At 36.1% G+C, this 24,215-nt stretch carries 21 protein-coding genes; 17 read left to right on the top strand and 4 right to left on the bottom strand.

All coding sequences use genetic code 11. From position 1 onward, the window contains the following. Positions 1 to 83: 83 nt before the first annotated feature. From JOE44_RS13045 to JOE44_RS13025, 5 genes are all read left to right on the top strand, one after another. The gene (locus tag JOE44_RS13045) at positions 84 to 626 is read left to right on the top strand and encodes a 3'-5' exonuclease (protein WP_209785923.1); all 543 of its coding nucleotides are present in this window, start codon (positions 84 to 86) and stop codon (positions 624 to 626) included. A 108-nt stretch (positions 627 to 734) separates the two neighbouring features. Then, positions 735 to 1,286: a 3'-5' exonuclease gene (locus JOE44_RS13040; protein ID WP_209785922.1), complete on the top strand. Its 552-nt coding sequence runs from the start codon at positions 735 to 737 to the stop codon at positions 1,284 to 1,286. 674 nt (positions 1,287 to 1,960) lie between these two features. Then, complete coding sequence (locus JOE44_RS13035; protein WP_209785921.1) at positions 1,961 to 2,380, top strand: DUF6493 family protein; 420 nt, start codon at positions 1,961 to 1,963, stop codon at positions 2,378 to 2,380. A gap of 38 nt (positions 2,381 to 2,418) precedes the next feature. Further along, positions 2,419 to 5,115: a DUF6493 family protein gene (locus JOE44_RS13030; RefSeq protein ID WP_209785920.1), complete on the top strand. Its 2,697-nt coding sequence runs from the start codon at positions 2,419 to 2,421 to the stop codon at positions 5,113 to 5,115. 3 nt (positions 5,116 to 5,118) lie between these two features. Further along, complete coding sequence (locus JOE44_RS13025; protein ID WP_209785919.1) at positions 5,119 to 6,462, top strand: SWIM zinc finger family protein; 1,344 nt, start codon at positions 5,119 to 5,121, stop codon at positions 6,460 to 6,462. 139 nt (positions 6,463 to 6,601) lie between these two features. Here JOE44_RS13025 and JOE44_RS13020 read toward each other — a convergent pair whose 3' ends face one another. Beyond that, a complete protein-coding gene (locus tag JOE44_RS13020; protein ID WP_209785918.1) occupies positions 6,602 to 7,054 on the bottom strand; it encodes a VOC family protein in 453 nt (150 codons plus the stop codon). Between the two features lie 450 nt (positions 7,055 to 7,504). Between JOE44_RS13020 and JOE44_RS13015 the strand changes: the two genes are divergently transcribed. The 4 genes from JOE44_RS13015 to JOE44_RS13000 all read left to right on the top strand — a co-directional run bounded on the left by JOE44_RS13015 (position 7,505) and on the right by JOE44_RS13000 (position 11,193). Beyond that, positions 7,505 to 9,022: a TROVE domain-containing protein gene (locus tag JOE44_RS13015; RefSeq protein ID WP_209785917.1), complete on the top strand. Its 1,518-nt coding sequence runs from the start codon at positions 7,505 to 7,507 to the stop codon at positions 9,020 to 9,022. Between the two features lie 159 nt (positions 9,023 to 9,181). Further along, the gene (locus JOE44_RS13010) at positions 9,182 to 9,844 is read left to right on the top strand and encodes a hypothetical protein (RefSeq protein ID WP_209785916.1); all 663 of its coding nucleotides are present in this window, start codon (positions 9,182 to 9,184) and stop codon (positions 9,842 to 9,844) included. Between the two features lie 252 nt (positions 9,845 to 10,096). Next, positions 10,097 to 10,627, top strand: a complete 531-nt coding sequence (locus JOE44_RS13005) for a DUF6584 family protein (protein WP_209785915.1) — start codon at positions 10,097 to 10,099, stop codon at positions 10,625 to 10,627. A 344-nt stretch (positions 10,628 to 10,971) separates the two neighbouring features. Further along, positions 10,972 to 11,193: a phosphate ABC transporter substrate-binding protein gene (locus tag JOE44_RS13000; RefSeq protein WP_209785914.1), complete on the top strand. Its 222-nt coding sequence runs from the start codon at positions 10,972 to 10,974 to the stop codon at positions 11,191 to 11,193. An 892-nt stretch (positions 11,194 to 12,085) separates the two neighbouring features. On the opposite strand, the gene JOE44_RS12995 is transcribed toward JOE44_RS13000, so the two are convergent. Together JOE44_RS12995 and JOE44_RS12990 are read right to left on the bottom strand one after the other, a co-directional pair. Beyond that, positions 12,086 to 12,424, bottom strand: coding sequence for a hypothetical protein (locus JOE44_RS12995; protein WP_105684283.1), 339 nt, complete (start codon positions 12,422 to 12,424; stop codon positions 12,086 to 12,088). A gap of 11 nt (positions 12,425 to 12,435) precedes the next feature. After that, the gene (locus tag JOE44_RS12990) at positions 12,436 to 12,864 is read right to left on the bottom strand and encodes a transposase (RefSeq protein ID WP_105684282.1); all 429 of its coding nucleotides are present in this window, start codon (positions 12,862 to 12,864) and stop codon (positions 12,436 to 12,438) included. Positions 12,865 to 13,443: 579 nt separating this feature from the next. Between JOE44_RS12990 and JOE44_RS12985 the strand changes: the two genes are divergently transcribed. After that, positions 13,444 to 14,982, top strand: coding sequence for a SulP family inorganic anion transporter (locus tag JOE44_RS12985; protein WP_209785913.1), 1,539 nt, complete (start codon positions 13,444 to 13,446; stop codon positions 14,980 to 14,982). 464 nt (positions 14,983 to 15,446) lie between these two features. Here the strand turns inward: JOE44_RS12985 and fusA are convergent, their stop codons facing one another. After that, positions 15,447 to 17,513 (bottom strand): elongation factor G, encoded by a 2,067-nt coding sequence (gene fusA / locus JOE44_RS12980; RefSeq protein ID WP_245169782.1) that lies wholly within the window; start codon positions 17,511 to 17,513, stop codon positions 15,447 to 15,449. Between the two features lie 626 nt (positions 17,514 to 18,139). Between fusA and JOE44_RS12975 the strand changes: the two genes are divergently transcribed. The 7 genes from JOE44_RS12975 to JOE44_RS12945 all read left to right on the top strand — a co-directional run bounded on the left by JOE44_RS12975 (position 18,140) and on the right by JOE44_RS12945 (position 24,136). Continuing rightward, complete coding sequence (locus JOE44_RS12975; protein ID WP_209785912.1) at positions 18,140 to 18,808, top strand: HAD-IA family hydrolase; 669 nt, start codon at positions 18,140 to 18,142, stop codon at positions 18,806 to 18,808. A gap of 8 nt (positions 18,809 to 18,816) precedes the next feature. After that, entirely contained in the window at positions 18,817 to 19,641 is an 825-nt protein-coding gene (locus JOE44_RS12970) for a phosphoribosyltransferase family protein (protein ID WP_209785911.1), read from the top strand. Continuing rightward, a complete protein-coding gene (locus JOE44_RS12965; protein WP_047377805.1) occupies positions 19,631 to 20,188 on the top strand; it encodes a TerD family protein in 558 nt (185 codons plus the stop codon). The genes JOE44_RS12970 and JOE44_RS12965 overlap by 11 nt, the downstream gene beginning before the upstream one ends. A 2-nt stretch (positions 20,189 to 20,190) precedes the next feature. Beyond that, positions 20,191 to 21,366, top strand: a complete 1,176-nt coding sequence (locus JOE44_RS12960; protein WP_209785910.1) for a toxic anion resistance protein — start codon at positions 20,191 to 20,193, stop codon at positions 21,364 to 21,366. A 16-nt stretch (positions 21,367 to 21,382) separates the two neighbouring features. Next, positions 21,383 to 22,330 carry a hypothetical protein gene (locus JOE44_RS12955; protein WP_209785909.1) on the top strand — a complete coding sequence of 316 codons (948 nt, stop codon included), beginning with the start codon at positions 21,383 to 21,385 and terminating at the stop codon, positions 22,328 to 22,330. Positions 22,331 to 22,398: 68 nt separating this feature from the next. Further along, positions 22,399 to 23,007, top strand: coding sequence for a TerD family protein (locus JOE44_RS12950; protein ID WP_209785908.1), 609 nt, complete (start codon positions 22,399 to 22,401; stop codon positions 23,005 to 23,007). Positions 23,008 to 23,092: 85 nt separating this feature from the next. Further along, the gene (locus tag JOE44_RS12945; protein WP_209785907.1) at positions 23,093 to 24,136 is read left to right on the top strand and encodes a TerC/Alx family metal homeostasis membrane protein; all 1,044 of its coding nucleotides are present in this window, start codon (positions 23,093 to 23,095) and stop codon (positions 24,134 to 24,136) included. Positions 24,137 to 24,215 lie beyond the last annotated feature (79 nt).

The raw sequence follows: 24,215 nt of genomic DNA, 5'->3' as shown, positions 1-24,215 counted from the left end.
GATATAAGAAAAAGATATTCATTTAATATTCAACTGCCTTTATCATACATTTTACTTTTTACAAAGTACATTTTACAATAACAATGAAAACAACCAATGAGATTATAATCATCGATCTGGAAGCGACATGTTGGGAAAACGACAGAATTCCCAGCGGACAGAAAGTTGATATTATAGAAATAGGAATTTGCAAATTAAACTTAACATCAAAAGCAATTTCCCAGAAACAAGGCATTTATGTAATTCCGGAACGATCAGAAATCAACAGATTCTGTACAAAACTGACGGGAATTACTCCGCAACTGATAGAAGAAAAAGGAATATATTTCGAAGAAGCCTGTGAAATAATCAGAGAGCAATACCATTCTGCACCACTTACCTGGGCTGGATACGGGAACTTCGACGGAGAACAGATTATAGAACAATGTGACTGGCTCGGTATAAAGAATCCTTTTTCAGAAAACTATATCAATGTGATGTATGAATTTAAAAGACATTTCGGATTACACAAACAAATAGGACTTAAAAGAGCCCTGGATTATCTGAACATGAACTTTGAAGGCACCCACCACAGCGGAGCAGACGATGCTTATAATACAGCCAGAATTTTAACTAAGATTCTGTAATTAGGAAGGAAGCTGGAAGACTGAAGCTGGAAGGAAATTTAGTTATAATAAAAAAATTTCCTCTTCCTGCATCCATCTTCCGCCCTTTAACAATTAAATTATAAACACGTGAAAACAACAGAAAATATATTAATAGTAGACCTCGAAGCAACATGTTGGGAAAACCGCCCGCCAAGAGGTCAGGAAAGCGAGATCATCGAGATTGGTGTATGCATCATGAATGCAAAAACCGGGAAGATCTCTAAAAATGAAGGGATTTTAATAAAGCCTCAACATTCAAAAGTAAGTCCGTTCTGTACGGAGCTTACCACTCTTACCCAAAATATGCTGGATCATGAAGGAATCATGCTGGATGACGCATTCGATATTCTGAGAGCAGAATATGATTCGGAAGAACTGACGTGGGCAAGTTATGGAAATTATGATCTGAACATGCTTCAGAACCAGGCAAGGAGATTCTACAACGATTATCCAATGAGCGATGACCATATCAATGTGAAGACATTATTCGGTGAAATTCATCCTACCATCAGAAAAAGTGTAGGAATGAACCGTGCTTTGGGTGAATTGGGTATGACTTTAGAAGGTACGCACCACAGAGGAGTTGATGATGCCAAAAACATTGCGAAAATTCTGCATTGGTGCCTGAAGAATTATTAAATGACAGGGAAGTAACTACAGCTCAGTTTAAAAATGAAGACTGTCTCAAATAATGAGGCAGTTTTTTATTTTGTAACTATATAAAATTTAGTGAATTACAGCCCTGTTTTTACCATTTTAAAAAAAAATTAACGTATCTGTATGATAAAATGATTTTATGGTAAGGTATTACAAATTTTAAAATTAAGACACCAAATGATGTGTAAATCTCAAAGCAGAGGGGTTTTATATCCTTTTTTAGTAATATATCTTTAAACAGAGAATTATTAATAAAGAGCTGGAAGTATGCTGACAGTTGTTTTATTAACTTAATATTTTGTTAAAAAATTCACTTTAATGGGATAATTTACTGTCTGTCAGTCATTTTTTTTTATTTTAGCCGACAAGAATGAACTTATGTTTATTGATGAGGTTTTTGAGGTAATATATTTAAACTGAGAAATAAAGAATAAAATTCCGGATACAATGAGATACCGACTGATTTTGTTAAGATTGACCTTCCTTAAAAACTGTTTTTTTTAATAAATGATTCAATTCTTATGGTGGTGTTTATCATCATGACATGATCAGAATTTTATAGAGAGCATCCTGTTTTTTCAGGCTCTGTTTTTACAGTAGAAAATAATGGAATTTTATTAAGTGCTGTATATCAGTTTAATATTGGGTAGAATACAGTGCTTCCAAATGTTGGGATAAATCTGGATTTACCTTCCCGGAAGAGGATATATTTATTCCTGTTTTCCGGACTGTTTAATAAATATGAAACACTCTGTGGTACGGCTTTTGAAGCCGTATTTAACAAGGCAGTTTTGAATGATTTAAAAGAAATGAAGTTGGGAATAATAATTGGTAAAAAGTTAAGTTTTGAACAGAATCAAGTAAAGGGGTTTGCCCACGGTTTTTCAAAACTTACCAGTCTGATTAACAGTTGCAATATTGCTTTTGGAAAGCTGCTGATTCCCATTCTTTCAGCGGTTACGAAAACGGTTTTTAATGCCAAAAAGCTCCTCGGGCTTTATCATAAACTGTTACAACAAAATGGGTATGGACAGGAAATAGTTCTTATCAGACTGCCCGAAGAATGGAAAAAATGAATAACCTGAAAACAAATTTATACATCAAATTAAAGCACATGAAAGAAAGACTTTATGAGATCCTTAATGAGGAAAAAATACATGAGATTATCCCCTTTCTAAAAGAGCTTAGTATTGAAGAAAGGAAAACACTGATACCGTCTATAAAGAAAATGGACCGTGAAATCAGTAAAATTATAATGACTAAAAACTCCTACCACACGGCAGGATCTGTAAACCAACACTCCATTATAGATATCGCATCTTTTGTCTGCATGGACAAAAAGAACTTTGGTAAAAACTACTGGAGCCTTTTCCGTAATGCAGAACAAACCGAACAGATACTGGAATGGGGATGTCCGGAATGGTTTTCAGACTTTATCAATGAATCGGTAGAAGCTGAATTTACGGCATTCAATTATAAAGATATTTTAGGATGGACAGAGAAAGGCTATGTACAGCCCAAACCGGAACTGCTGGGACATCACCTAAGTAATTATCCGGCGGATCTTGACCATCATCCTGAAACCCTCAGTACTCATTTTTGGTATTTGTGTGAATATCCTTCCAAATCTTTGCCCTTCCGTAAAGAATGGTTTCCTATCGTACAAAAATTGATTAATGAGAAGAAAATTGAAAGAAAAAGATTCTTGAAAGAATGTCTTTTGGCTTCTAACAGAAACTTTAATAAAAATGTTACAGGCTGGTTTATGGACACATTTACCTCTTTAAAACCTACTGAAGAAGAACTGTCGGATCTGCAGGATGAATTACTCGCAGGGCTGGCTTCCTCACAGTCAAAAGCAGTGAATACGATTCTGTCACATTTGAAAAAAATAGTGGGAACTCCTGAATTTAAAAATGAGGAATTTTCACACTATCTCCCGAAACTGTTGAGCTCAGAGGTAAAAACAGTAGTGGTTTCCAGTCTGGGGCTTACTGAAAAAATATTTCAGAGAAAGAAAATGGATCCTGATATGCTTGGAATGGCTTTAAGTACAGCATTTGTCAGTAAAGATGACGGGATACAGTCAAAAGCAGCAAAGATTATCCTTAAATATATTCCGGCTTCAGAAAATATGATTGAGGCGCTTTCTCATTATTCAGATAATATACTCACCAATGTGCGTCCTCTTTTGGCAAAATATATTGAAGAAAAACAGCCGGAACTTGAGGCGATAGCTTCAGAAAAACGACAGCTGGCAGCAGATGAAAATGCAGTACAGATCCTTCAGAATTTTGAAGATCTGATGTTCTATCTTCCTTTGGCAATGGATGATCCGTATAGTTATCATTGTGATATTGCTTTGACAGGGTTTATCAAATTTGCCGGAGATGTAGATGCTGAATCTGTAAAACTGATAGAACCTGTATTTTTGAAAGCCTGTAAAACCATTGCGAAATGGGAAGTCCCTTATCTCAATGTTTTGTTATGCAATGCAATTATCAATTATGGGCTGGCTTTAAAGGAAGAATATCCGGTTCAGCTAAAGAATCTGGAAAAAATATACCAGAAAACCCAGGAAGAAGAATCCACAAGAGAGTCTTATTCCAATTATCAGAAAAAATTGGGTCCAATAGAAGAAGTTGGGGCAGATTGTCCTGCAAGGCAGGCGTTTAAGGAAATTGCTATCTATGCGGTTGAAAAAATAACATCCGGAAATAAAATTCCTTTGTTATTTCCTATCACCCATGCTCCATGCTGGATTTCTCCCGTTACTTTGGTAGAGAGGCTGGAGCATTATCAGAATAGTAATACAGAGCCTCATCATCTGGATATTCAGCTGGCACTGCAGCGTTGTGCTTTAGATGATACTTCAAAAGCTATCGCGGAAGTTGAGAAAAGATTAAAGGGTGAATATAAAGAGTTGCTGCTTTTCTTCTTTGGTAAAAATGCCAATCCTGAAGGTAAGTTTATACATCCTTCATGGTGGATGACAGCTGGGATTACCCGTTCACCAGAGACTGTTTTTGAGGAATTCAAAAGTTTCGGATATGATAATATTCCTGCAGAATTCTTTTCAGGAGCTTACCAATGGAAAACAATTGATAATAAGAAAAATTCATACTATCCTGTGGAGCTGAATATTGTCATTCCAAAATATCATCTTGAAAAAAGAAAAGAACCTTTATTCATGGAATATTTTGTTGCTGAACAGAAAGAGCTTAATGAAATTCCTGCGCTCATGCTTTGCTTTCCCAATACCCCTGCAAACGCTCTGGCGAAGGTAATCAAGTACTGCCTTTTCTATTCCGGAATTGCAGAAGTGTATGAAAGAAGCCTTGTTTTAAATACTGCTAGTACACTGTATCAGATCAAAAAGCCCTTGGATGAAATTGGCTATCTGTTTCTAGGCACTATTTTCCTGGACAGTGATAAAACCATCCGTGGGACAGCTGCTGAAATTTGGCTTGAACATGTTTCTTGCCAGATGATGGATAATGCATGGCTGGGAAGAGTGATTGGTTTACACGAGAAGCTGGAGTGGGCTCCGGTTAAGAGATTAACAGATCTTATGCAGCATCACATGCTGAATGTAAGTAAGAATCATAATATTGCCCTTGAGGAATTGATTTCCAATATTCTGCTTCAAATGGAAGACCCGGTTACCAATCTGAAAAGAATTCTTGAAATTTATCATGAAGTATTGGCTTTGAACCAGTCATCTGTCCATAAAGAAGTTATAGAAAAAATAAACAGCTGGAAAGAAAACTCGAGTCTGAAAAAAATCTGCAATCTTCTTCTGAAAAAATAGATTATGGAAGATACGCTTATTTATAACTATTCAGGAGTATCCTCTTTAGTCAGAAGAGCTGCTCTTGAAGAGTTGTTTCTCGCCAAATACAGTGAAATTCATAAAAATACAGATGCTCCCTGTTTTTTCTGGGGAAATGTGGGGCAGCCCTTTATTTTAGCTCGATGTCTTATCACGCTTTCCAATATTGTGAAATCCAGCTTTAACCTTTCTCCGTTTCAGATGGGACTTCTTAAAGATCCTATCGTGACAGCAGGAAATGAAAGATTAAGGTTTGAAGGTTTCTCACACTGTGCAGGAGTTTATGCAAGAGTAGATGTACTGCCTGATGGATTGGATGGTGAGTTTCTGGAAAACGGAACAACGAATGTGGATTTTAATCAGCCTATGATAACGGCTCTGGGAAGTATCCGTCCGAATGAAAAGATTATGCTTTCTGTAGGGCGGAAAGAAGTCGGTCTATATAAAGAGGAAAATAAAATAATAGAAAGAAAAGTGCCTTTGCCTACAAAATGGATTAAAGGACTGGGAACTGTTCAGGTCTATTTATCAGAATCTGAGGAACGTCATACTTTTAATAAAATCCAAACTCAGCAACTGTTTCGCGGAATGCCGAAAGGGATAGTGAAGTCAGATTATTATTTGATAGTCAGAGGAAATAAACCTATTTTTTCTCCGGTAAAATCTGCAGATGCCGTTTGTATTGGAGGGCTTAACAGGCTTCGCCTTTTAGAACCTCTTCTTCCTTATATTGATTGTATGAAGGTTTTTTCCCATACCAATAGACAATCTACAACATGGCAGCTCTATATGGGGAATATCAGATTCAGTTTTTCTTTGTCGAGAGAAAGCTGGAGAGGTTTTTCAGGAGAAGGAGCTATTCTGGAAAGTCTGATTTCTGATGTTTCTGATGAATGGATTGATGTTCTGGATAAATATGCTTATGCCAATCAATCTTTCAACCCGGAGAAACTTGCTTTGGAAGAAAATATTAGTTTTATCAAAGCTGAAAACATTACCAGGCGGCTTGCTGCAATGGGATTACTCGGCTACGATCTTGATGAAAAAGAATTTTTCTACCGCAGGCTTCCTTTTAAGTTAAGCCGTATTATCGGGCTCAATCCCCGCATAAAAAACGCTGAAAAGCTTATAGAATCCGGAAAAGTAGAAATTTTAAATAATAGTAAAGAAAGAACAGAAGCCAGAGTAGAAGGAACCGGAGTGCATCATACGGTAATCATTGACGAAGAAAAAGAACGTTGTACCTGCGAATGGTTCAGTAAATATCAGGGTGAAAGAGGACCCTGTAAACATGTATTGGCAGTAAAAAAACTGGTAAATGTTTAAAAATTGCTGATGCTCATTTTATTATTTTGTCAACAATCGCACAGGCGCAAAAATTTAATTTTTTGAGACGAGCTTTACGGTAAGCTCATATTTTTATTGCGCCTCTGCGTTGTATTTACATTCAACGAATATACTTCTATCAGTTTTCGGCCTGTTTCATCCACTCTTCATAGCTCAGTACACCCAATTCCGGTTTGCTTTCACCTTCAAGAATAGAAATAAACTCAAGCTGGTTTCCATCAGGATCATTAAAATAAATGGCCAGTGCAGGCATCCATGCAAATACCATAGGTTCAATACTGCCGTTTTTCAAAAAATTGTAAGGCTTTAAATTCTTATTTTCAAGGAATTCTACTGAATAATTTAAAATATCTTCCTTACTGCTGGAAAAAGCAAAATGCCTGGTCTGAAGATTCTCCTTCTGTTCCCATAGTCCTAACATAAACTCTTTCCCTTCGCCAACCCATAAAAAAGCAATAGGTCTGGTTTCATCTCTGTGAGCCAGTGTTAATCCTAATACTTCTGTATAAAACCCTATCGCATTTTCCAGATTGCTCACCTGAACATGAGTCTCATATATTCCTTTAATCATAGCTTAATTTTAATAATAACAAAGCTAGAAAACCCTTTCCGGAAAACTCACTATAAACGATTTCTTAAATGGAAATGAATGATAGAAGGATTTTATAATTAGGAATTAGGAATTAGGAATTAGGAATTAGGAATTAGGAATTAGATTGTCATTAAATATCAATATCAGTTTTCAACTTTTATTCAATAGGGGTGGGCTTTAGCCCACTTTATAAGAAAGCTCTATTCAAATGGCTTTAGCCGAAACTTAGAAATCTGTGTAATCTAAAAGATCAGCAAGAGTTATTTAAGCACAAAATATTCTGCATACATTATCATTTAATTACATTTTAAATAAAAAATCTAAGAAAATTTTTCTACGCAAATAGATTGCGCAATACTGTTTTTACTTTGCATCAGAAATCAGAGAGGAAGTATCAATCTCTCCAATGTTTAACAAAAAACAGTAACCATGAAATTTAATTTTTTAAGAAAAGAAAATAAAGTAGTACAGAACTACGAAGGTGCAAAAGCTTATGCGATGACACCTGCAGAAGAATTGTATAGTGCTGTTGTTACAACAGGACTGTCCGATGCCAACTATGAAAAGGGAAATGACAGATTAAAAAGAATACAGTCTCTGATCAAAAAAAACGACCCTGAGTTTGTTGCAAAACTTGCCGTGTATGCTAGAAAAGATATGTACTTAAGATCCATTCCTTTGGTTTTGACGACCGAATTGGCAAAGCAGACTTCCGGTACAGACCTTGTAAGCAAAACAGTAGATGGAGTGGTACAGAGAGCGGATGAAATTACAGAATTACTGGCGTATTACCAGCTTGCGAATAAAAGAACGGATACCAAAAAACTCAATAAACTCTCAAAGCAGATTCAGAAAGGTTTGGTAAAATCATTCAATAAATTTGATGAATATCAGTTTGCAAAATACAACAGAAAAGCAGAAGTAACCCTGAAAGATGCGCTCTTCCTGGTTCATCCGAAAGCTAAAGATGAAAATCAGCAGTCTGTTTTCAACAAAATTGCCAATAATACACTGGAAACCCCTTACACTTGGGAAGTAGAACTTTCCGTATTGGGTCAGAAGAAATTTGCAAACGATGCAGAAAGAAAAATGGCCTTCAAAAACAAGTGGGAAGAATTGATTTTCAGTAACAAATTAGGCTATATGGCAACCATGAGAAACCTGAGGAATATTCTGGAAGCCGGAGTATCACCTGATGCAATGAATAAAGTTTGCAGATATCTTTCCGATGAAAAAGCAGTATCCAACTCAAAGCAGCTTCCGTTCCGATTCCTGGCAGCCTATAGAGAATTAAAAACAATAGATTCTCCTTATCTGTCTTCAGTATTGGAAGCCTTGGAAAATGCGGTGGTGGTAAGTGCTGAAAACATCAAAGGTTTTGGCTTTAACACTTCTGTAGTAATTGCCGCGGATGTGTCAGGCTCTATGCAGAAAGCGGTTTCCAGCAAAAGTAAAATATTGCTGTATGATATCGGTTTGCTGATGTCTATGATCTTGCAGTCACAGTGTAAAAACGTGGTGACAGGTATCTTTGGTGATCGCTGGTTAAGAGTTCCAATGCCGAAAAACGGTATCTTAAGGAATGTAGATGCATTCTACAAGAGAGAAGGTGAAGTAGGATATTCTACCAATGGTTATCTGGTCATCGAAGATCTGATCAAAAGAAAAGAACAGGTGGATAAAGTAATGCTTTTCACCGATACCCAGCTGTGGGATAGCACTGGAAACAGAAATTCTTTTGAAGACCTTTGGAACAGATATAAAACCATCGCTCCTTATGCAAAACTGTATATTTTTGACCTGGCAGGTTATGGTCAGCCGCCGCTCAATGTCAGAAAAAATGATGTATACCTTATTGCAGGTTGGTCCGACAAAATTTTCGATGTACTGAATGCTTTGGAAGACAAAAAATCTGCAGTGAAAATGATTCAAAAAGTAGTGCTGTAACAGGCACTGCTTTTACATAAAAACAGATAACCACGAAAACAATCAATATATTTAGGAGCTTAATCCCGCTTTCCACTGTATCTTTTTCGCCAAAGCTTTTTGCAAGCCATTAAGAAAAAGGATGCCGTTGCAATCGGGGCTAAAAAAAAACGATACGCTATGAAACTTATTAATACCATTGAAATTAGTCCACTGAGATATGCTAAAGAAGAATTCGAACTGCCGGAAATTTCTGATTATCCGGATCCTGAAGAGTGGTATACAAAATGGGAAGAAGTTGCTTCTCGATTGAATTTCAATTTTAAGACCATTCAAAAAGGATCTTATCTGGTTGATATTGAAGATATTGATGATGACAATCTGGAACTCATTGTTCAAGCAAGGCTTAAAGATATAGATTTTGATGATCCTGAAGTATTGGATCATATACTGGCTCTTGATGGCGGAATTGTTTTAATGATGGATGATGAAATTAAAATTGCTCCAAATTGTTGCAGTGATATCGGAAATAGTGATGAATGGCAAAGAATCTTTCAAAAAGAATCTTCAGATTGGTCAGATTTATGGATCGGGCATCCCTGGATTTTCTATAAAAAAGAGAATGGCAAAATTAAGTTTTCTGATTATTCAGATGAAAATCTACAAGATTTTAAAGACATAAAAGCCATTTTTGAAGTAGATGAATATCAGCTAAAGACAGAATTTGAAAAAGTAATACAACAACAAATCAATTTTAAAAACAGAATCTTAGAAATACTCAAAAAAATGGAAATTAAAGAAGCCGAAAAAATTTCAGAACTTTTAGCTGGGATCAGAAACTGACATAGGAAACGGAGGCGTTAAAAAAATAAACTATGCGAACGTTAAGAAAATTCTACTGTTTGAAGCGCGACACAGAAATTGAAACGAAGAACTCATATTACATTCGCGCAAGTTTTAGAATTTTTAGAGAGCGTAGATTATTTTTAGCCGGAGTTTCCAAGTCTTGAACTTTTGGTTCTTTTGCTTCAAGGCAAAACGAACAAAATCAAAAAAACTCCTACAAATGGTCACTTGGCTTAATTTAAAATAAATATGATGGGTAATTTAATGTATAGAATTGAACAGGACCTTAAAGCAGGCAGAAAGAAAAAAGCATGTGACAGGCTAAGAAATATGATCAATCAGTTTCCCAATGATATTTCCCTGAGAAAAAAATTAGGACAGATTTATTTTGATGCAGGATTTCTGGATGAAGCAGGTAAATTTTGGATTCTATGTACTCCAGAGAATAATGAAATGAAAAATGCTGTGGAGATTTACAGAAAATCATTGAGTAATTCAGGAAGCGCAATTCTAAAAGATATTGTTTTCAGAGGAGACAAAGAATGTCTTGATGAGTATGCCATGAAAGTAATAGCTGAACTTGAGCAAGATAGTTTCAAAGCCACAAAGCATATTCCTGTTTTTAAAGCTAAAATAAGAGAAAAGGGAAAATATCCAGAAAGTCAAACAGGTTTTCTAAGTACACTTGGAACTTTTTTATTCATTGGATCAATTATTTTGATTCCTATTCTCGGAATATATAAACTGTTTGAATTGATAAAATCATTATTCTTTCAATAAAAAAATAAACTACGTAAAAAGATTGCGTACATGTAATATAGTTTTGCAGTGTTAATACTATCGGTGCCGTTAGAAAGACCTACTTCGATTCCAAAAACAGACAGAGCCTTTCACATGATTGCCCGCTAGCTAACCAATGCCGTCGATAAGAGTTTCATCGTCAACTTCCAATTGAATATCATTTACTCTTATTATTAATTTGCTTGGTTTTTTAATAAAAAAATAAGTGCGTAAAAAGAATGCGCACTAGCGATATAAATTTGCAAAAGATAAAACGAATAATTATGATTCATCATAAACCAAATCTAAAAGGAACACTGTATTGAGGTTAATACTCAATACTTATGAAAAAAATTAAAAAAGTAAGAAAGAAATTCGGATTCAATGAATATGGATTGACTGACTTTCCGAAGAAAATTTCCGGGGTACAGATTTCAAGAATCTTGTACGGGAATGAAATGGGTTGTTCGTACTGTTTTCCACACGGTTATGAAGTGGTGAATGCAAAGTACACAAAATTCCAGAGAAACTGGAAGAAGTATAGAAGAACTCAATGGAAAAATTAAAATCAGGTGTCGTTTTGGAATCATACTTCGAGTTAATCCTTCAGATGCAGGTTCAATTCCTGCCATTCCTGTTGTAAACGGAATGTAGCTCAAATGATAGAGCAGAGGGAAAGGAAAAGGTTCCGCCACTTTTATCCTGATCATATAAAAGAGGGTCGCAAGGAAGGCTTACTAAAAACTAATAAATGAAAAACAAAATAATCAGGTGTCGTCTTAGAATCATACTTCGAGATTGAGTAAACATTGGGTCGCAGGTTCGAATCCTGCCTTTTCCCCCGAAAAGGAGAGGTAGCTCAGCAGGTAGAGCAAATGCACGGAAGATTCTGAAAAAAATTACCTTGATTGATATAAAAGAGTGCCTTAGAAAAGGCCTACTTCGGTTTAATTTGGTTCGACTCCAGAAGGTCATGAAAGTGATCTTGTACAAGTCTTTTCGAATCTTGCCTCTTTTTATTTTAAAAATAAACAAGTGCCGTAGAAAAATGTTACTTCGCTCATCACGACGGGGTCACGGGTTCGAGTCCCGTCTCTTCCACAACAAAAAACACAGTCTATAATAGGAAGAGTAGCTCAGTTGGTTAGAGCACGACTACATTATTCGCGTATTGCCTTGTTTTCATAATATAAGGAGCCGGAAGTGGGACGTTGAAAGATTTCTTTGTATCATAATTTTCTATAAAGTCAGAGTAATTTTCAGACTTTACGATCTTTCTTCTTTCCACTTCCAGCTTCTTTATAACTATTGTAAAGTGTCGTTAGGAAAAAATTCATCGTAACACAATCATGGGAGGAATAGCGAAGCCGGTCACTCCGGCAAGGTTATCCGGTTCGACTCCGGCATACGTACAGCCCGGTTTTTTCCTTATTATTACCTTTAAAAAATGCCGGTAGATTACTTACCGGCATTTTTCATTGTATCTTCAAGCTCTTCTTCAAACATCCCTTTCCATTTCGAAAGCGTAGTCCTGCTTATTTTATATTTTCTGGACATATAGCTTGTGGAATGACCGTGTTTTTTCTGATACTGCAGCAATTTTAGCATCGTCTGCCGGTCATACGTTTTGAGCTTTTGGTTTTCTCTTGACTGTTTGAACAGTTTCTCGTTGAACTTAAGTACATCCTCACTGGTATGAAGCTTTTCAAGAAGCTCTTTGACCTTTGGATCCTTTAGCTTTTCAGGATATTCCATTCTGAGCATATCCATATATATTTTCTTGTAATTCGGGCGCATGTCTTATCTGTTTATCCGTTTGCATTGTCACCCTTCTGAAGCCATCTGTGGAGGGTGCTTTTCGGAATGGAATATTCTTTAATGACTTCGCTTTGGGTCATCTCACCGGAAAGAATCCTTTTCATGATAAAGTCTTTGATTTCCTGGGTGTAAATGTTTTTTCTGAAGTAAGGCGTTTTTTCAGATTTCTGTTGGTTCTTGTTGATGGCAGACGGTGGAGCATATAAAATCAAATGTGAGCTGTAGAGTCTGAAAAAATCGTATTCCAATAATTTGCTCCATCTTAAAAGAAGATCTGTATCCATTGATCTGCTGTCATACATCATTTCGACAGCCTCTTCATCTTTACTCAAAAATTTGCATATCCTCTCTGCTGTTATTTCATTTTCATCAACCCTCTCCTTAATAAATTTCCCAATATGGATTTCTTTATATAACATTTTTACTGAATATTGTTCTTTTGTTTAAACTTATATATAAAAAAACGAAAACAGGCGATATATTATTTTGAATAACAGGAAACAATTCACAAGAAATTGAAATTGATAAAAGATAGAACGTATGATTTAAGAATACTAAAATAGGCTTCAAACATCTTAAAAAACAGGCGGGTAGGGATCACCTTAATCTACTTGGATATATTCTTTATTTTCAATGGGTTTCTTCTTCTTCTCTTCCAAACTTCTTTTCCTGCCATTTGTGTGAAATAATATATAACCTATTAAGGTTTTACATAATTCTATGAGTAAAAGCTATAGATAAATTGATATACAGCTTTTTACACAATGAATTTTTAATTAGTACCAAATAATTGCTTATTCGCTTTCAAATGTAAACAAAAATAAGACGTAAAAATAGTTGAAAATGTAAAAATCATACTTTATATATTTATTTTAATTAAAATTAACATATTATAAGAACCAATGTGTGAATTATTCAAGATGATAGATAGGGCAGTGAAAAAATCATAAAAAGAAAAAATTGTATACCATCGGGACAGTCCATACCTTTGCCTATCAATGAAAAATACTATAAGCTTATTCGATTTTTCAAAAAAAATCAATTATAAAAATGAACTGCTGGCTGGCTTTACTGTGGCTATGACGATGATTCCGGAATCTCTGTCATTTGCGATTCTTGCTGGTTTGTCTCCACTTACGGGGTTGTATGCGGCCTTCATGATGGGACTTGTAACTGCGGTTCTGGGAGGACGTCCGGGAATGGTTTCCGGAGGAGCAGGAGCAACGATCGTTGTATTAATCGCCCTGATACAATCTCATGGAGTAGAATATCTTTTTGCCACTGTAGTCCTTGCCGGAATCCTTCAGATGATGGTAGGAATCTTTAAACTCGGGAAATTTGTTAGACTGATTCCGCAGCCTGTTATGTATGGATTCCTGAACGGATTGGCCATTATTATTTTCATGGCTCAGGTAGAACAGTTCAAAATTACTGACAGCAGTGGAGCGGTAAGCTGGCTGCAGGGAATGCCTTTGTACATCATGGCGGGTTTAACTGCTCTCACGATTGCCGTGGTCTACTTTTTTCCAAAAATAACGAAAGCAGTTCCTGCCTCTCTGGTGGCTATTATCATCATATTTGCTGTAGTTCTTGGATTTAATATTCCAACAAAAACAGTAGCAGACATTGCCCATATCAGTGGAAATCTTCCCAGTTTTCACATTCCCCAGATTCCTTTCTCCCTGGAAACTTTACAGATTATTTTTCCCTATGCCTTGATTATGGCCGGAGTAGGACTTATTGAATCTCTTCTGACATTATCCATGGTGGATGAAATTACCAATACCAAAGGAAGCGCCAATAAAGAATCTGTAGCTCAGGGATTGGCTAATATTACCAATGGTTTCTTTGGCGGAATGGGTGGATGTGCGATGGTAGCACAGACTTTGGTGAATCTTAATGCAGGTTCCAGAGCGAGATTGTCAGGAATAATAGCATCGCTTCTTATTTTAATAATCATTCTTTGTGGAGCACCTGTCATTGAAAAAATTCCCATGGCTGCTCTGGTAGGAGTTATGATGATGGTAGCAATCAGTACTTTCCAGTGGGTATCCATCAGGATTGTGAATAAAATGCCGAAGTCTGATATTTTTGTAGGAGTTACCGTAGCATTGATTACGGTGATTCTGCATAACCTGGCTTTAGCGGTTTTAGTAGGAGTTATCATTTCAGCATTGGTTTTTGCCTGGGATAATGCTAAAAGAATTAGGGCGAGAAAATATGTGGATGAAAATGGAATAAAGTATTACGAAATATACGGACCTCTATTTTTTGGTTCTGTGACAGCATTTACAGATAAATTTGATCCGGTGAACGATCCGGAGCAGGTGGTTGTTGATTTTAAACAAAGCCGTATTGTAGATATGAGTGCAATAGATGCTCTGGACAAGCTATCCAAACGCTATAAACAGGAAAATAAAACAGTACATCTGCGGCATCTCAGTGAAGACTGCCGGAAGATCCTTAAAAATGCAGAAGCTGTAGTAGAAGTGAACATTCAGGAAGATCCAACCTATAAAGTGATGCCGGAAAAGTAGGGGAGAAGTCAATATGTGAATTTTGCTTCGCAAGTGAATAGTGAATTATTGTAGTGTATAGATATTGACAAGCGTCAGCGGATTGACGATTGATCATTCATATGTCACGGTCAATAGTGAATTTTGCTTCGCAAGTGAATAGCGAATTGTTGTAGTATTTAGAAATTGACAAGCGTCAGCGGATTGACGATTGCCCATTCACATGTCACAGTCAATAGTGAATTTTGCTTCGCAAGTGAATAGTGAATTTTTGTAGTGTATAGAAATTGACAAGCGTCAGCGGATTGACAATTGACCATTCACCTGTCACAGTCAATAGTGAATTTTGCTTCGCAAGTGAATAGCGAATTGTTGTAGTATTTAGAAATTGACAAGCGCAGCGAATTGACGATTGACTTTTCACAACAAAATTACCCAATAAACCAAACAAGGACTGTAAGAAAAAATCTACAGTCCTTGCTTGTTTAGGTGATTAATGTATTCGCAATAAAATCAGGCACTAAAGCATAGCGCGACAATTTCATGCTGATGGAAGCTCTTCCGCTTGTCAGCGTTCTCAGATCAGAAATATATCCGAAAGTTGAAGCTAACGGAACTTCCGCTGCAAAAATCTTTCTTCCTGATTTTTCATCAATAGAAGTAATTATTCCTCTTCTTCTGTTGATATCCGCTGTGACAGCTCCCGTATATTCCTCAATACTTTGGATCTCAACCTGCATGATAGGTTCCAAAAATTTAGGACTGCATCCTTTTGCAGCTGCTTTGAAACCTTCTCTCGCTGCAATTTCAAAATCAAATGCTGCAGAATCCTGAGCGTGGAAAGAACCGTCCAGAAGAGTGATCTTCATATTTTCAAGAGGATATCCCTTCAATGGCCCGTGTTCCATGGCTTCTCTGAATCCTTTTTCAACAGAAGGAATAAATTCAGTAGGGATAACTCCTCCTTTGATCATGTTGATGAATTCCAATCCATATTCATGATCATCCCTTGGTCCTATTTCAAAAGTGATATCAGCAAACTGACCGCTTCCTCCGTTTTGTTTGGAAAGCTTTTCCCTGTAAATTCTGGTTTCCGTTAAGACCTCACGGTAAGAAACTTTTGGTTTTCCCTGATTAATTTCAATACCATGGTTCAGACGGATTTTCTCCAAAGTAACCTCAAGATGAAGTTCTCCCAATCCACTTAATAAAGTTTCTCCGGTCTGCGGATCTCTTTCAACCACCAAAGAAGGATCTTCTTCCTGAATTTTTGCCAGCACCAAACCGAAAGATTTCTCATCACCATTGGTTTTCGGTTCAATAGCGACTCTAATAACGGGAGTTGGAATCGTAATCGCTTCCAGTAATATCGGTTGGTCCGAAGAAGATAAAGAATCTCCGGTTTTGGCATCCTTTATTCCTGTTAAAGCAACAATATCTCCTGCTTTAGCTTCTTCCATGGATAATGTTTTATCGGACTGCATTTGTAAAATTCTGGAAATCCTGAAACTTTCACCCGTTCTTACATTCAGTAAGGTATCTCCGGATTGTATCGCTCCGGAATATACACGAAGCATAGCCAGTCTTCCCATATGTTTATCGATCACGACTTTAAAAACAAGTCCTGAAAAAGCAGCAGCTTCATTTCTTTCCAATGTTACCGTTTCTTCCGTATAAGGATCCGTTCCCTGTAGGGCAGCAAGCTGATCAGGAGCCGGAAGATAAGTTACGACAGCATCAAGAAGAGGCTGAATCCCTTTGTTTTTAAAGGCAGAACCACAGAGAACAGGTACAGCTGATCCGGATCTGCAGACTCTTTGTATAGCTCCTGAGATCATTTCAACGGTGATACTTTGTTCATCATCCATAAAGATCTCGAAAAAAGTCTCATCATATTCTGCCAAAGTTTCCAGTAATATCGTTCTGTATTCCTCTGCTTCAGCAATAGAATGATCTGGGATTTCTTTTTCCACGATGGTTTCTCCGTTTTCATCTGTCCAGTTTAATGCTTTCATTTTGACCAAATCAATGACCCCTTCAAAATGTACTTCAGCTCCAATCGGAATCTGAAGAGCAAGAGGAACGGCATTCAGTTTAGTTCTTATCTCATGAAGAACAGCGAAGAAATCGGCTCCAATTCTGTCCATTTTATTGATGAAGCAAATTTTGGATGTTCCGTGTTTTTCAGCCTGGAACCAAACATTCTCAGTCTGTGGCTGTACTCCTGAAGAAGCACAGAAAACAGCAACAACGCTATCCAGAACTCTTAGAGAACGTTCCACTTCCACGGCAAAATCAATGTGTCCAGGAGTATCAATAATGTTGATATTATACACATTATTATCTTTTTTCCATTGAGTAGAAATGGCAGCAGAAGAAATTGTAATCCCTCTGCTTCTTTCCTGAATATCCTTATCCATGGTGGTATTTCCATCATCTACATTACCAATTTTATGAATGAGTCCTGTGTAATAAAGAATTCGTTCCGATAAAGTTGTTTTTCCTGCATCTACATGTGCTATGATCCCTATATTTCGTGTGTTGTATTTCATTTTGTTTGATTTAAATTGTTGATTTTTAGATCTGTGTTGAGAAAAGATTCTGAAAAAAATGAGCACAAAATACACTCCGGACTTATGAAGCCGGCAAAACATTTTTGTATTTTGTATCAAAGGGAAATTTTCAGAGATCTTAACAAAAAACAGAAGTTCTTTGAATTGTTAAAGTCTGAAAATAGGGCAGCAAAAAAGACCTATCCGAATAGACAGGTCTTCAATATATTTTTGGGTATAAAAGATCTATAGAACTATTCAGATAAATATTCAGTGCTGCCAAAGAACACAGCTCTGACAGGATTACTTAAGTTTATAATATTTATCATTTTTGTTGACATTGTTGATTGTTAATCGGTTGCGAAATTATAATTTTTTTTTGATTTTCAAAGAATTTTTAAAAATATTTTTTGTGGATTGATAGTAAACACTTCGTCAATCAACTTCTGTGAACCTGTCAAAATCATGGGATTTCATAAAAATATCTTAAAACAGATATGTAACGTAATGCTTTTATGATAAATATTTTATCTTTGGGAAGAATAGTATTGTAAACACTTTTTGATTATTAAAAAATTTTAAATCTTTTTCAAGAAGCTAAATAAAAACTTTTAACTTAAAACCTATTGAAAACAGATATCGACATCCACAACCACTGTCATTTTTCCTTTGACCTGTGGCTCACTTTAATCAAATCTCATCCTGAATTTAAGGCAAAAAGAGTTGAGCTGTTCTCCTCATTTTTCAACGTAGAAAAACCGATAGAGGAAGTTGCGAAAACCGTAAAATATTATGATGATCTTTGTAATACCATCAATGAAGTTACTGGAGGGAATATAGATACTTTTGAAATCTATCTGATGATTCTTGGTGCTCTGGATGTAGATGTAAAACGATTGAATAAGGAAAAACTTAATGCGTTTTACAGTAAAAGCGAAGATTTATTTCTGGAATATAAGCCGGTTGTAATTTTTGAAAATATCCACGATTTTTTTGAGGATATCAAAAATCAAGGAAAGACAATTAATATTCTGAGTAATACAGGCTTTATCAAAGGAAAAACAATGAGGAAATTTCTGATCCATGAAAATCTGGATCAGTACATAGATTTTCATATCTATTCTGATGAAATCAACTGTTCCAAACCGAATCCGCTTATTTTCCAGGAAGTGAAGAATAAGCTTAAAGATCAGGATTTGCCGCTGCATCAGATCCTGCATATCGGAGACAATCCGGTGGCAGACTATCAGGGAGCAAAAGACTTCGGTTTCAGTGCACATTTACTTAAACACTAAAAATAAACATGAATAAAAGATACAGCTTACACCACATTCATTCGGCGGATGAGTTCACTTTCTCCCCTGCGGAATACAGCTATTTCAAATATGGCGATAAGTCGTATGCTGAAAAATTTGCCAAAGAATTATTCGATGGATTTATTTCTGAAAATGAGGAACTTTTAAATACCGATAAAGAGATTGTTGTGCTGCCAAGCCCTTATATGGCTATTCCTACGGCATCCAACTTTTTATGCTTTTACTTTAAAAAACACCTGGATTTTTATCTGTTTCAGAAAGGAAAGAAGTCAAGTATTTTATCTAAGATCAATCGTAATCATACGTATATCACAGATTACGGCAATCTTAATTTTGAAGATCGTAAAAATCTGATCGCAAATGATACTTATTACATCGATAAAGATTTTTTGAGAGGAAAACTTTGTATTTTTATAGACGATATAAAAATCACTGGAAGTCATGAATATACGGTCAACAGAATTTTGAATGAATATGATGTGGAGGCGGACTTTATGTTCATGTATTATGCTGAACTGATGAATTTTGACCTTGATCCTAAAATTGAAAACTTTTTCAATTACTATGCAGTAAAAAATGTGAACCATGTTGCAGAAGTGATGAATAAAGAAAGTTTTCAGTTCAATACAAGGATTGTAAAATATATTTTAGGACTGGAATCAAGTAATTTTGATTATCTTACGTCTAAAGTAAAAAGAGAACAGATGGACCTGCTTTTGGAGCTGGCGATCAGTAACAATTATCATTTAATAAAAGAATACGAAAATAACATCAATACTTTAACACAAACGGAATTATATTATGGCTATTAACTTACAAAAAGGACAAAGAGAAAATATTAACGCACCTAAATTCACTGTAGGTTTAGGATGGGATATCAATAATACTTCTACAGGAACAGGGTTTGACCTTGATGCCTCTTTATTTTTGCTTGGGGACGACAAAAAATTAGTTTCAGATAATCACTTTATTTTCTATAACAACCTTGAGTCTCCGGACAAATCTGTAATCCATACAGGAGATAACCTTACAGGAGAAGGAGCAGGTGACGATGAGCAGATCAAAATTGATCTTACAAAAATTGATGATGCGATTAAAGAAATTACAGTAGTAGTAACTATTCACGAAGCAGATTCAAGAAAACAAAACTTTGGACAGGTAAGAAATTCTTTCATCAGAATTTTCAATACAGATACGAATGAAGAGATCTTAAAGTATGAATTAGATGAAGATTTCTCAATCGAAACGGCTGTAGAATTCGGAAGAATCTACAACAGAAACGGAGAATGGAAATTTGAGGCTGTAGGTGCAGGACAGAGAGACGGCCTTGAGAAGTTTGTATCAATTTATCAGAAGTAATCATGGACAATCAGGAAAATCAACCCATAGATCCGCTGGGATCAATAGAACCTCTTAAAACCTTTGAACCTACTCCAATGGTTCCGCCAACACCGGCTCAGCCTGTTCAAAATGCAGCGCCGGCAGTGCTTGTGGATAGAGAAGGGAATGTAAATCTGACTCAGCTGCAGTCAGAAGAACGTGAGAAATATGAAGTTCTTGCAAACTCTATTGACGAAGCCAATCCAGGTTCTATCGTGAATTTCGGGGCAGAACTTCAGAAAACATTAACCAATCAGAGTGACAGCTTCTTAGGAAATGTAAGAAGATCCAACTCAGGAGAAGTAGGAGGGCTTATCAATGATCTTTTGGTGGAGCTTAACTATGTAGATGTAGAAGAACTTAACGGAAATAAAGTAAAAAGTTTCCTGAGCAAATTACCCTTCATGAAAAAGGTAATGACTCAGGTAGAAAACCTGTTTGCTAAATACGATAAGATCATCAACAATATCGAACAGATTTCTTATAAAGTAAATGCAGGAATCATTACTTCTACAAAAGATAATGCTGTCCTTCAGACCATCTTTGAAAGCAATGTGAATTCTATTAAGCAGATTGAAGGTCTTGTGATTGCAGGAAATATAAGAATGGAAAGAGCTGCTGCAGAACTTGCACAGATGGAAACGAATCCTCAGAATTTTCAGGATTATCAGATTGCTGATAAGAGAGATTTCATTGCAAGATTAGACAGAAGAATGGCCGATCTTAAAGTGGTGCGTGTGATCATGATGCAGTCGCTTCCACAGATCAGACTGGTACAGAATAACAACGTTTCTATTGCTGAAAAAGCACAGACTATTCTTACCACTACACTTCCTGTTTGGAAAAACCAGCTTTCACTGGCTGTAGCAATGTACAGACAACAGCAGAATATTGAGATCCAGCAGAAAGTATCTTCTACTACAGAAGAAATCTTAAGAAAGAATGCAGAGCGTCTTGGCCAGAATTCAGTGAATGTTGCCAGAGCAAACGAACAAACTATTGTATCTGTAGAAACATTGAAAGAAACAACGTCAATGCTTATCAATACACTGAATGAAGTGAAACAAATCCAGAAACAGGGAGCAGATAACAGAAGAAAACTGGATCAGGATCTTCAGACATTGGAGCATGAACTTAAAGCGAATGTCAGAGGTTAATTTATAGAATACTAAGGTGGGGGATGATGCAGCAACCATATTGTCGCAAAGCAAAAGAAGATTAACAAAGCTTAAGCTTCTCGCTAATTTTTTTGAACATATTGATATCATATCAATTTATATCAAAACAGATATTATCCACAATCTGTTCCAGGAAAATACGGCTTTGGATTACAATAAACTGGAACTTTTCCACCTGCAGTATACGGACAGCCTCATAGAACTTCTGACTAAAATTAAAAAGCAGAAGGAAAATGATATGCTGGCGGTCATCAATGAAATTAACATCAACAGTAAATATATTTCAGGTTTTGAAGAAAGACAGGTAGACAGTTTTCAGACCGACAGGAAAATGTACAGCGGTGTATTTTCCCAACATCTGAAAACGTTGTATAAAGATCTTACGGAAGATAGTTTTACAGCCAATTGGGATAATGTATTATACTTTCATAAAAAATATGCTCAGGAATTTTACAGAACGGAAGCAGATGAAACACTGTTGAAATCCGATTCATTTCCCGCATATCAGTATAAAGATTACTCTATTGAAAGAAAACTGTTAGGAAGGCTTAATATACAAGGGTTTAAAGTCCGTTTTGTATGTGGTTACCTCATTGGAACCCATGATTATGAACTTTTCAAAATCTTTCAGTCTGATGATCATTTTATTTTCAGTGTTGACGAAAAGAAATTGTATCTTTTTGACAAAGAACTGGACAAGCTGGATATTTCTGAAAATCAATCGAATCAGAGTTCCATTATTGATCAGCTGAAAAGTAAAAATGAACTGCTGGAACACAGTATGAACGAAAGAAAACGTACGTTGCCGGCAGAAGTGGAAGGGGTTTTGAAAGACTATATCAAAAACCTGGAAAATATGGATATTATGAGCAAAATATTTGATTTTGACGAAGAAACAAATATTCTGCGGGCAATGCTTAATTTGAATTTGAACAATAACTAAGACGAAATTTGAAAAGCAAAGAAGATTCACTTTTTTGCAAAATGTAAATAATAACTAAACATAAAAAGATGGCTATCAACTTACAAAAAGGTCAGAGAATTAACCTTAAAAAAGAAAATGGTGCTGAACTTTCCCAGGCTTGTGTAGGAATCAACTGGGGAGCAATTGAAAAGAAAGGATTTTTTGGAACTAAAAAAGAAGCAGTAGACTTAGATGGAAGCTGTATTTTATATGATTCAAACAAAAACGTTACTGAAGTAATCTATTTTGGAAATCTTAAATCCAGAAATGGATCTGTAAAACACAGTGGAGACGACCTTACTGGTGACGTAGATGGAGATGACGGATTGGATAACGAAGTAATCACAGTAGACTTCAGCCAGCTGGAGCCCAATGTAGAACATGTGGCAATGGTTTTGAACAGCTACAGAGGTCAGGATTTCGGAACTATTCCTTTTGCTTCTATCCGTATCTATGAAGGAACGCCTACCAATGTGAGAGAAGTTTTTGCAAAATATGATATTGCCAATGATGCTTCTTTCAACGGGCATGTTGCCATGGTAATGGGTGTTTTCTATAAGAGAAACGGAGAATGGAAATTCAACGCTATAGGAGATCCTACAGCAGATAAAAAACTGGAGCAGACGATCCAGACGGTGCAGATGAATTATCTATAATCAATTGTAAATCAAAAGATAAATAAAATAGCAATATTTGTACTCTGTACATCTATTGCTTTTATCATATAATAACATAACTCAAGTGGAACATCAAAGTATTTTAGAACTGCACCCAGGTCTGGTGTGGGGATTTGCAGTAACAGTCGTTATCATGCTGCTCCTGGACTTAGGGGTATTTAATAAAAAAAGTCACGAAGTATCTTCCAAAGAAGCTACCATATGGTCTATCGTGTGGATCTCGCTTTCAATGGTTTTCTCAGGAGTGGTATATTGGGTATTCAATACCGATGGAAGCCCGGAAAGCCATGCTTTGGCAATAGAAAAATTCACACAGTATCAGGCTGCCTATTGGATTGAAAAAGCCTTGTCTGTGGATAATTTATTTGTATTTATCCTTGTTTTCGGGTTCTTTAAAGTTCCGAAATACCTTCATCACAAAGTTCTTTTCTGGGGAATCATTGGAGCTTTGATCTTCAGAGCTATTTTCATCTTTGCTGGAGTTGGATTGATCAATCTGACTTATCTTCCTGAGATGAACATCTTCGGTGAAGCCGTAAAAATCAACGTTGTAATGACATTATTCGGATTGTTCCTGGTTTATGCGGGAATCAAATCATGGGGTGATGGCGGCGATGATGACGATGAAGACTATAGCAACACAGCAGGAGCAAGACTGATCAAGAGTTTCTGGAAAGTTTCCGATAACTATGATGGAGATAAATTCTTTACCATTCAGAACGGAATCAAAATGGCAACTCCTCTTTTAGTGGTAGTAGGTGTTATTGAATTTACTGACGTTCTTTTTGCGGTAGACTCTATTCCGGCTATTTTTGCAATTTCAAATGATCCATTCATCCTTTATACATCGAATATCTTTGCTATTTTAGGATTAAGATCATTATATTTCCTGTTAGCAAACTTTATCCACATGTTCAGCAAACTTCCATATGGATTGGCCATTATCCTTTCCTTCATTGGAGTTAAAATGCTTATTGCACCATGGATTCACATTCCATCTCCGGTTTCGTTGGGAATTGTAGGAGGAGTATTAGTGATCTCTGTTCTCTTATCGATCATCTTCCCTGAAAAAGAAGAAGAGAAGAAAGAAGAATTAGAAGAAAAATAATTCTATTTAAAAATATATAGAAAGCCTCCTGAATTGAATTCCGGAGGCTTTTTTTGTTTTGCAATTTTTTTGTTAGAAG

Origin of the sequence: Chryseobacterium sp. PvR013 (assembly GCF_017833095.1) — a bacterium.
Lineage (GTDB): Bacteria > Bacteroidota > Bacteroidia > Flavobacteriales > Weeksellaceae > Chryseobacterium > Chryseobacterium culicis_A.
Note: the sequence above shows the minus strand (reverse complement) of the source record. Positions and strands in the feature narration are given on the sequence as shown.

What these genes read in the sequence shown, in the direction of transcription:
- JOE44_RS13045 (WP_209785923.1), top strand. Translation starts at nt 84, where the DNA reads ATGAAAACAACCAATGAGATTATAATCATCGATCTGGAAGCGACATGT.
- JOE44_RS13030 (WP_209785920.1), top strand. Translation starts at nt 2,419, where the DNA reads ATGAAAGAAAGACTTTATGAGATCCTTAATGAGGAAAAAATACATGAG.
- JOE44_RS13025 (WP_209785919.1), top strand. Translation starts at nt 5,119, where the DNA reads ATGGAAGATACGCTTATTTATAACTATTCAGGAGTATCCTCTTTAGTC.
- JOE44_RS13020 (WP_209785918.1), bottom strand. Translation starts at nt 7,054, where the DNA reads ATGATTAAAGGAATATATGAGACTCATGTTCAGGTGAGCAATCTGGAA.
- JOE44_RS13015 (WP_209785917.1), top strand. Translation starts at nt 7,505, where the DNA reads ATGAAATTTAATTTTTTAAGAAAAGAAAATAAAGTAGTACAGAACTAC.
- JOE44_RS13010 (WP_209785916.1), top strand. Translation starts at nt 9,182, where the DNA reads ATGAAACTTATTAATACCATTGAAATTAGTCCACTGAGATATGCTAAA.
- JOE44_RS13005 (WP_209785915.1), top strand. Translation starts at nt 10,097, where the DNA reads ATGATGGGTAATTTAATGTATAGAATTGAACAGGACCTTAAAGCAGGC.
- JOE44_RS13000 (WP_209785914.1), top strand. Translation starts at nt 10,972, where the DNA reads ATGAAAAAAATTAAAAAAGTAAGAAAGAAATTCGGATTCAATGAATAT.
- JOE44_RS12995 (WP_105684283.1), bottom strand. Translation starts at nt 12,424, where the DNA reads ATGCGCCCGAATTACAAGAAAATATATATGGATATGCTCAGAATGGAA.
- JOE44_RS12990 (WP_105684282.1), bottom strand. Translation starts at nt 12,864, where the DNA reads ATGTTATATAAAGAAATCCATATTGGGAAATTTATTAAGGAGAGGGTT.
- JOE44_RS12985 (WP_209785913.1), top strand. Translation starts at nt 13,444, where the DNA reads ATGAAAAATACTATAAGCTTATTCGATTTTTCAAAAAAAATCAATTAT.
- fusA (WP_245169782.1), bottom strand. Translation starts at nt 17,513, where the DNA reads ATGAAATACAACACACGAAATATAGGGATCATAGCACATGTAGATGCA.
- JOE44_RS12970 (WP_209785911.1), top strand. Translation starts at nt 18,817, where the DNA reads ATGAATAAAAGATACAGCTTACACCACATTCATTCGGCGGATGAGTTC.
- JOE44_RS12965 (WP_047377805.1), top strand. Translation starts at nt 19,631, where the DNA reads ATGGCTATTAACTTACAAAAAGGACAAAGAGAAAATATTAACGCACCT.
- JOE44_RS12960 (WP_209785910.1), top strand. Translation starts at nt 20,191, where the DNA reads ATGGACAATCAGGAAAATCAACCCATAGATCCGCTGGGATCAATAGAA.
- JOE44_RS12950 (WP_209785908.1), top strand. Translation starts at nt 22,399, where the DNA reads ATGGCTATCAACTTACAAAAAGGTCAGAGAATTAACCTTAAAAAAGAA.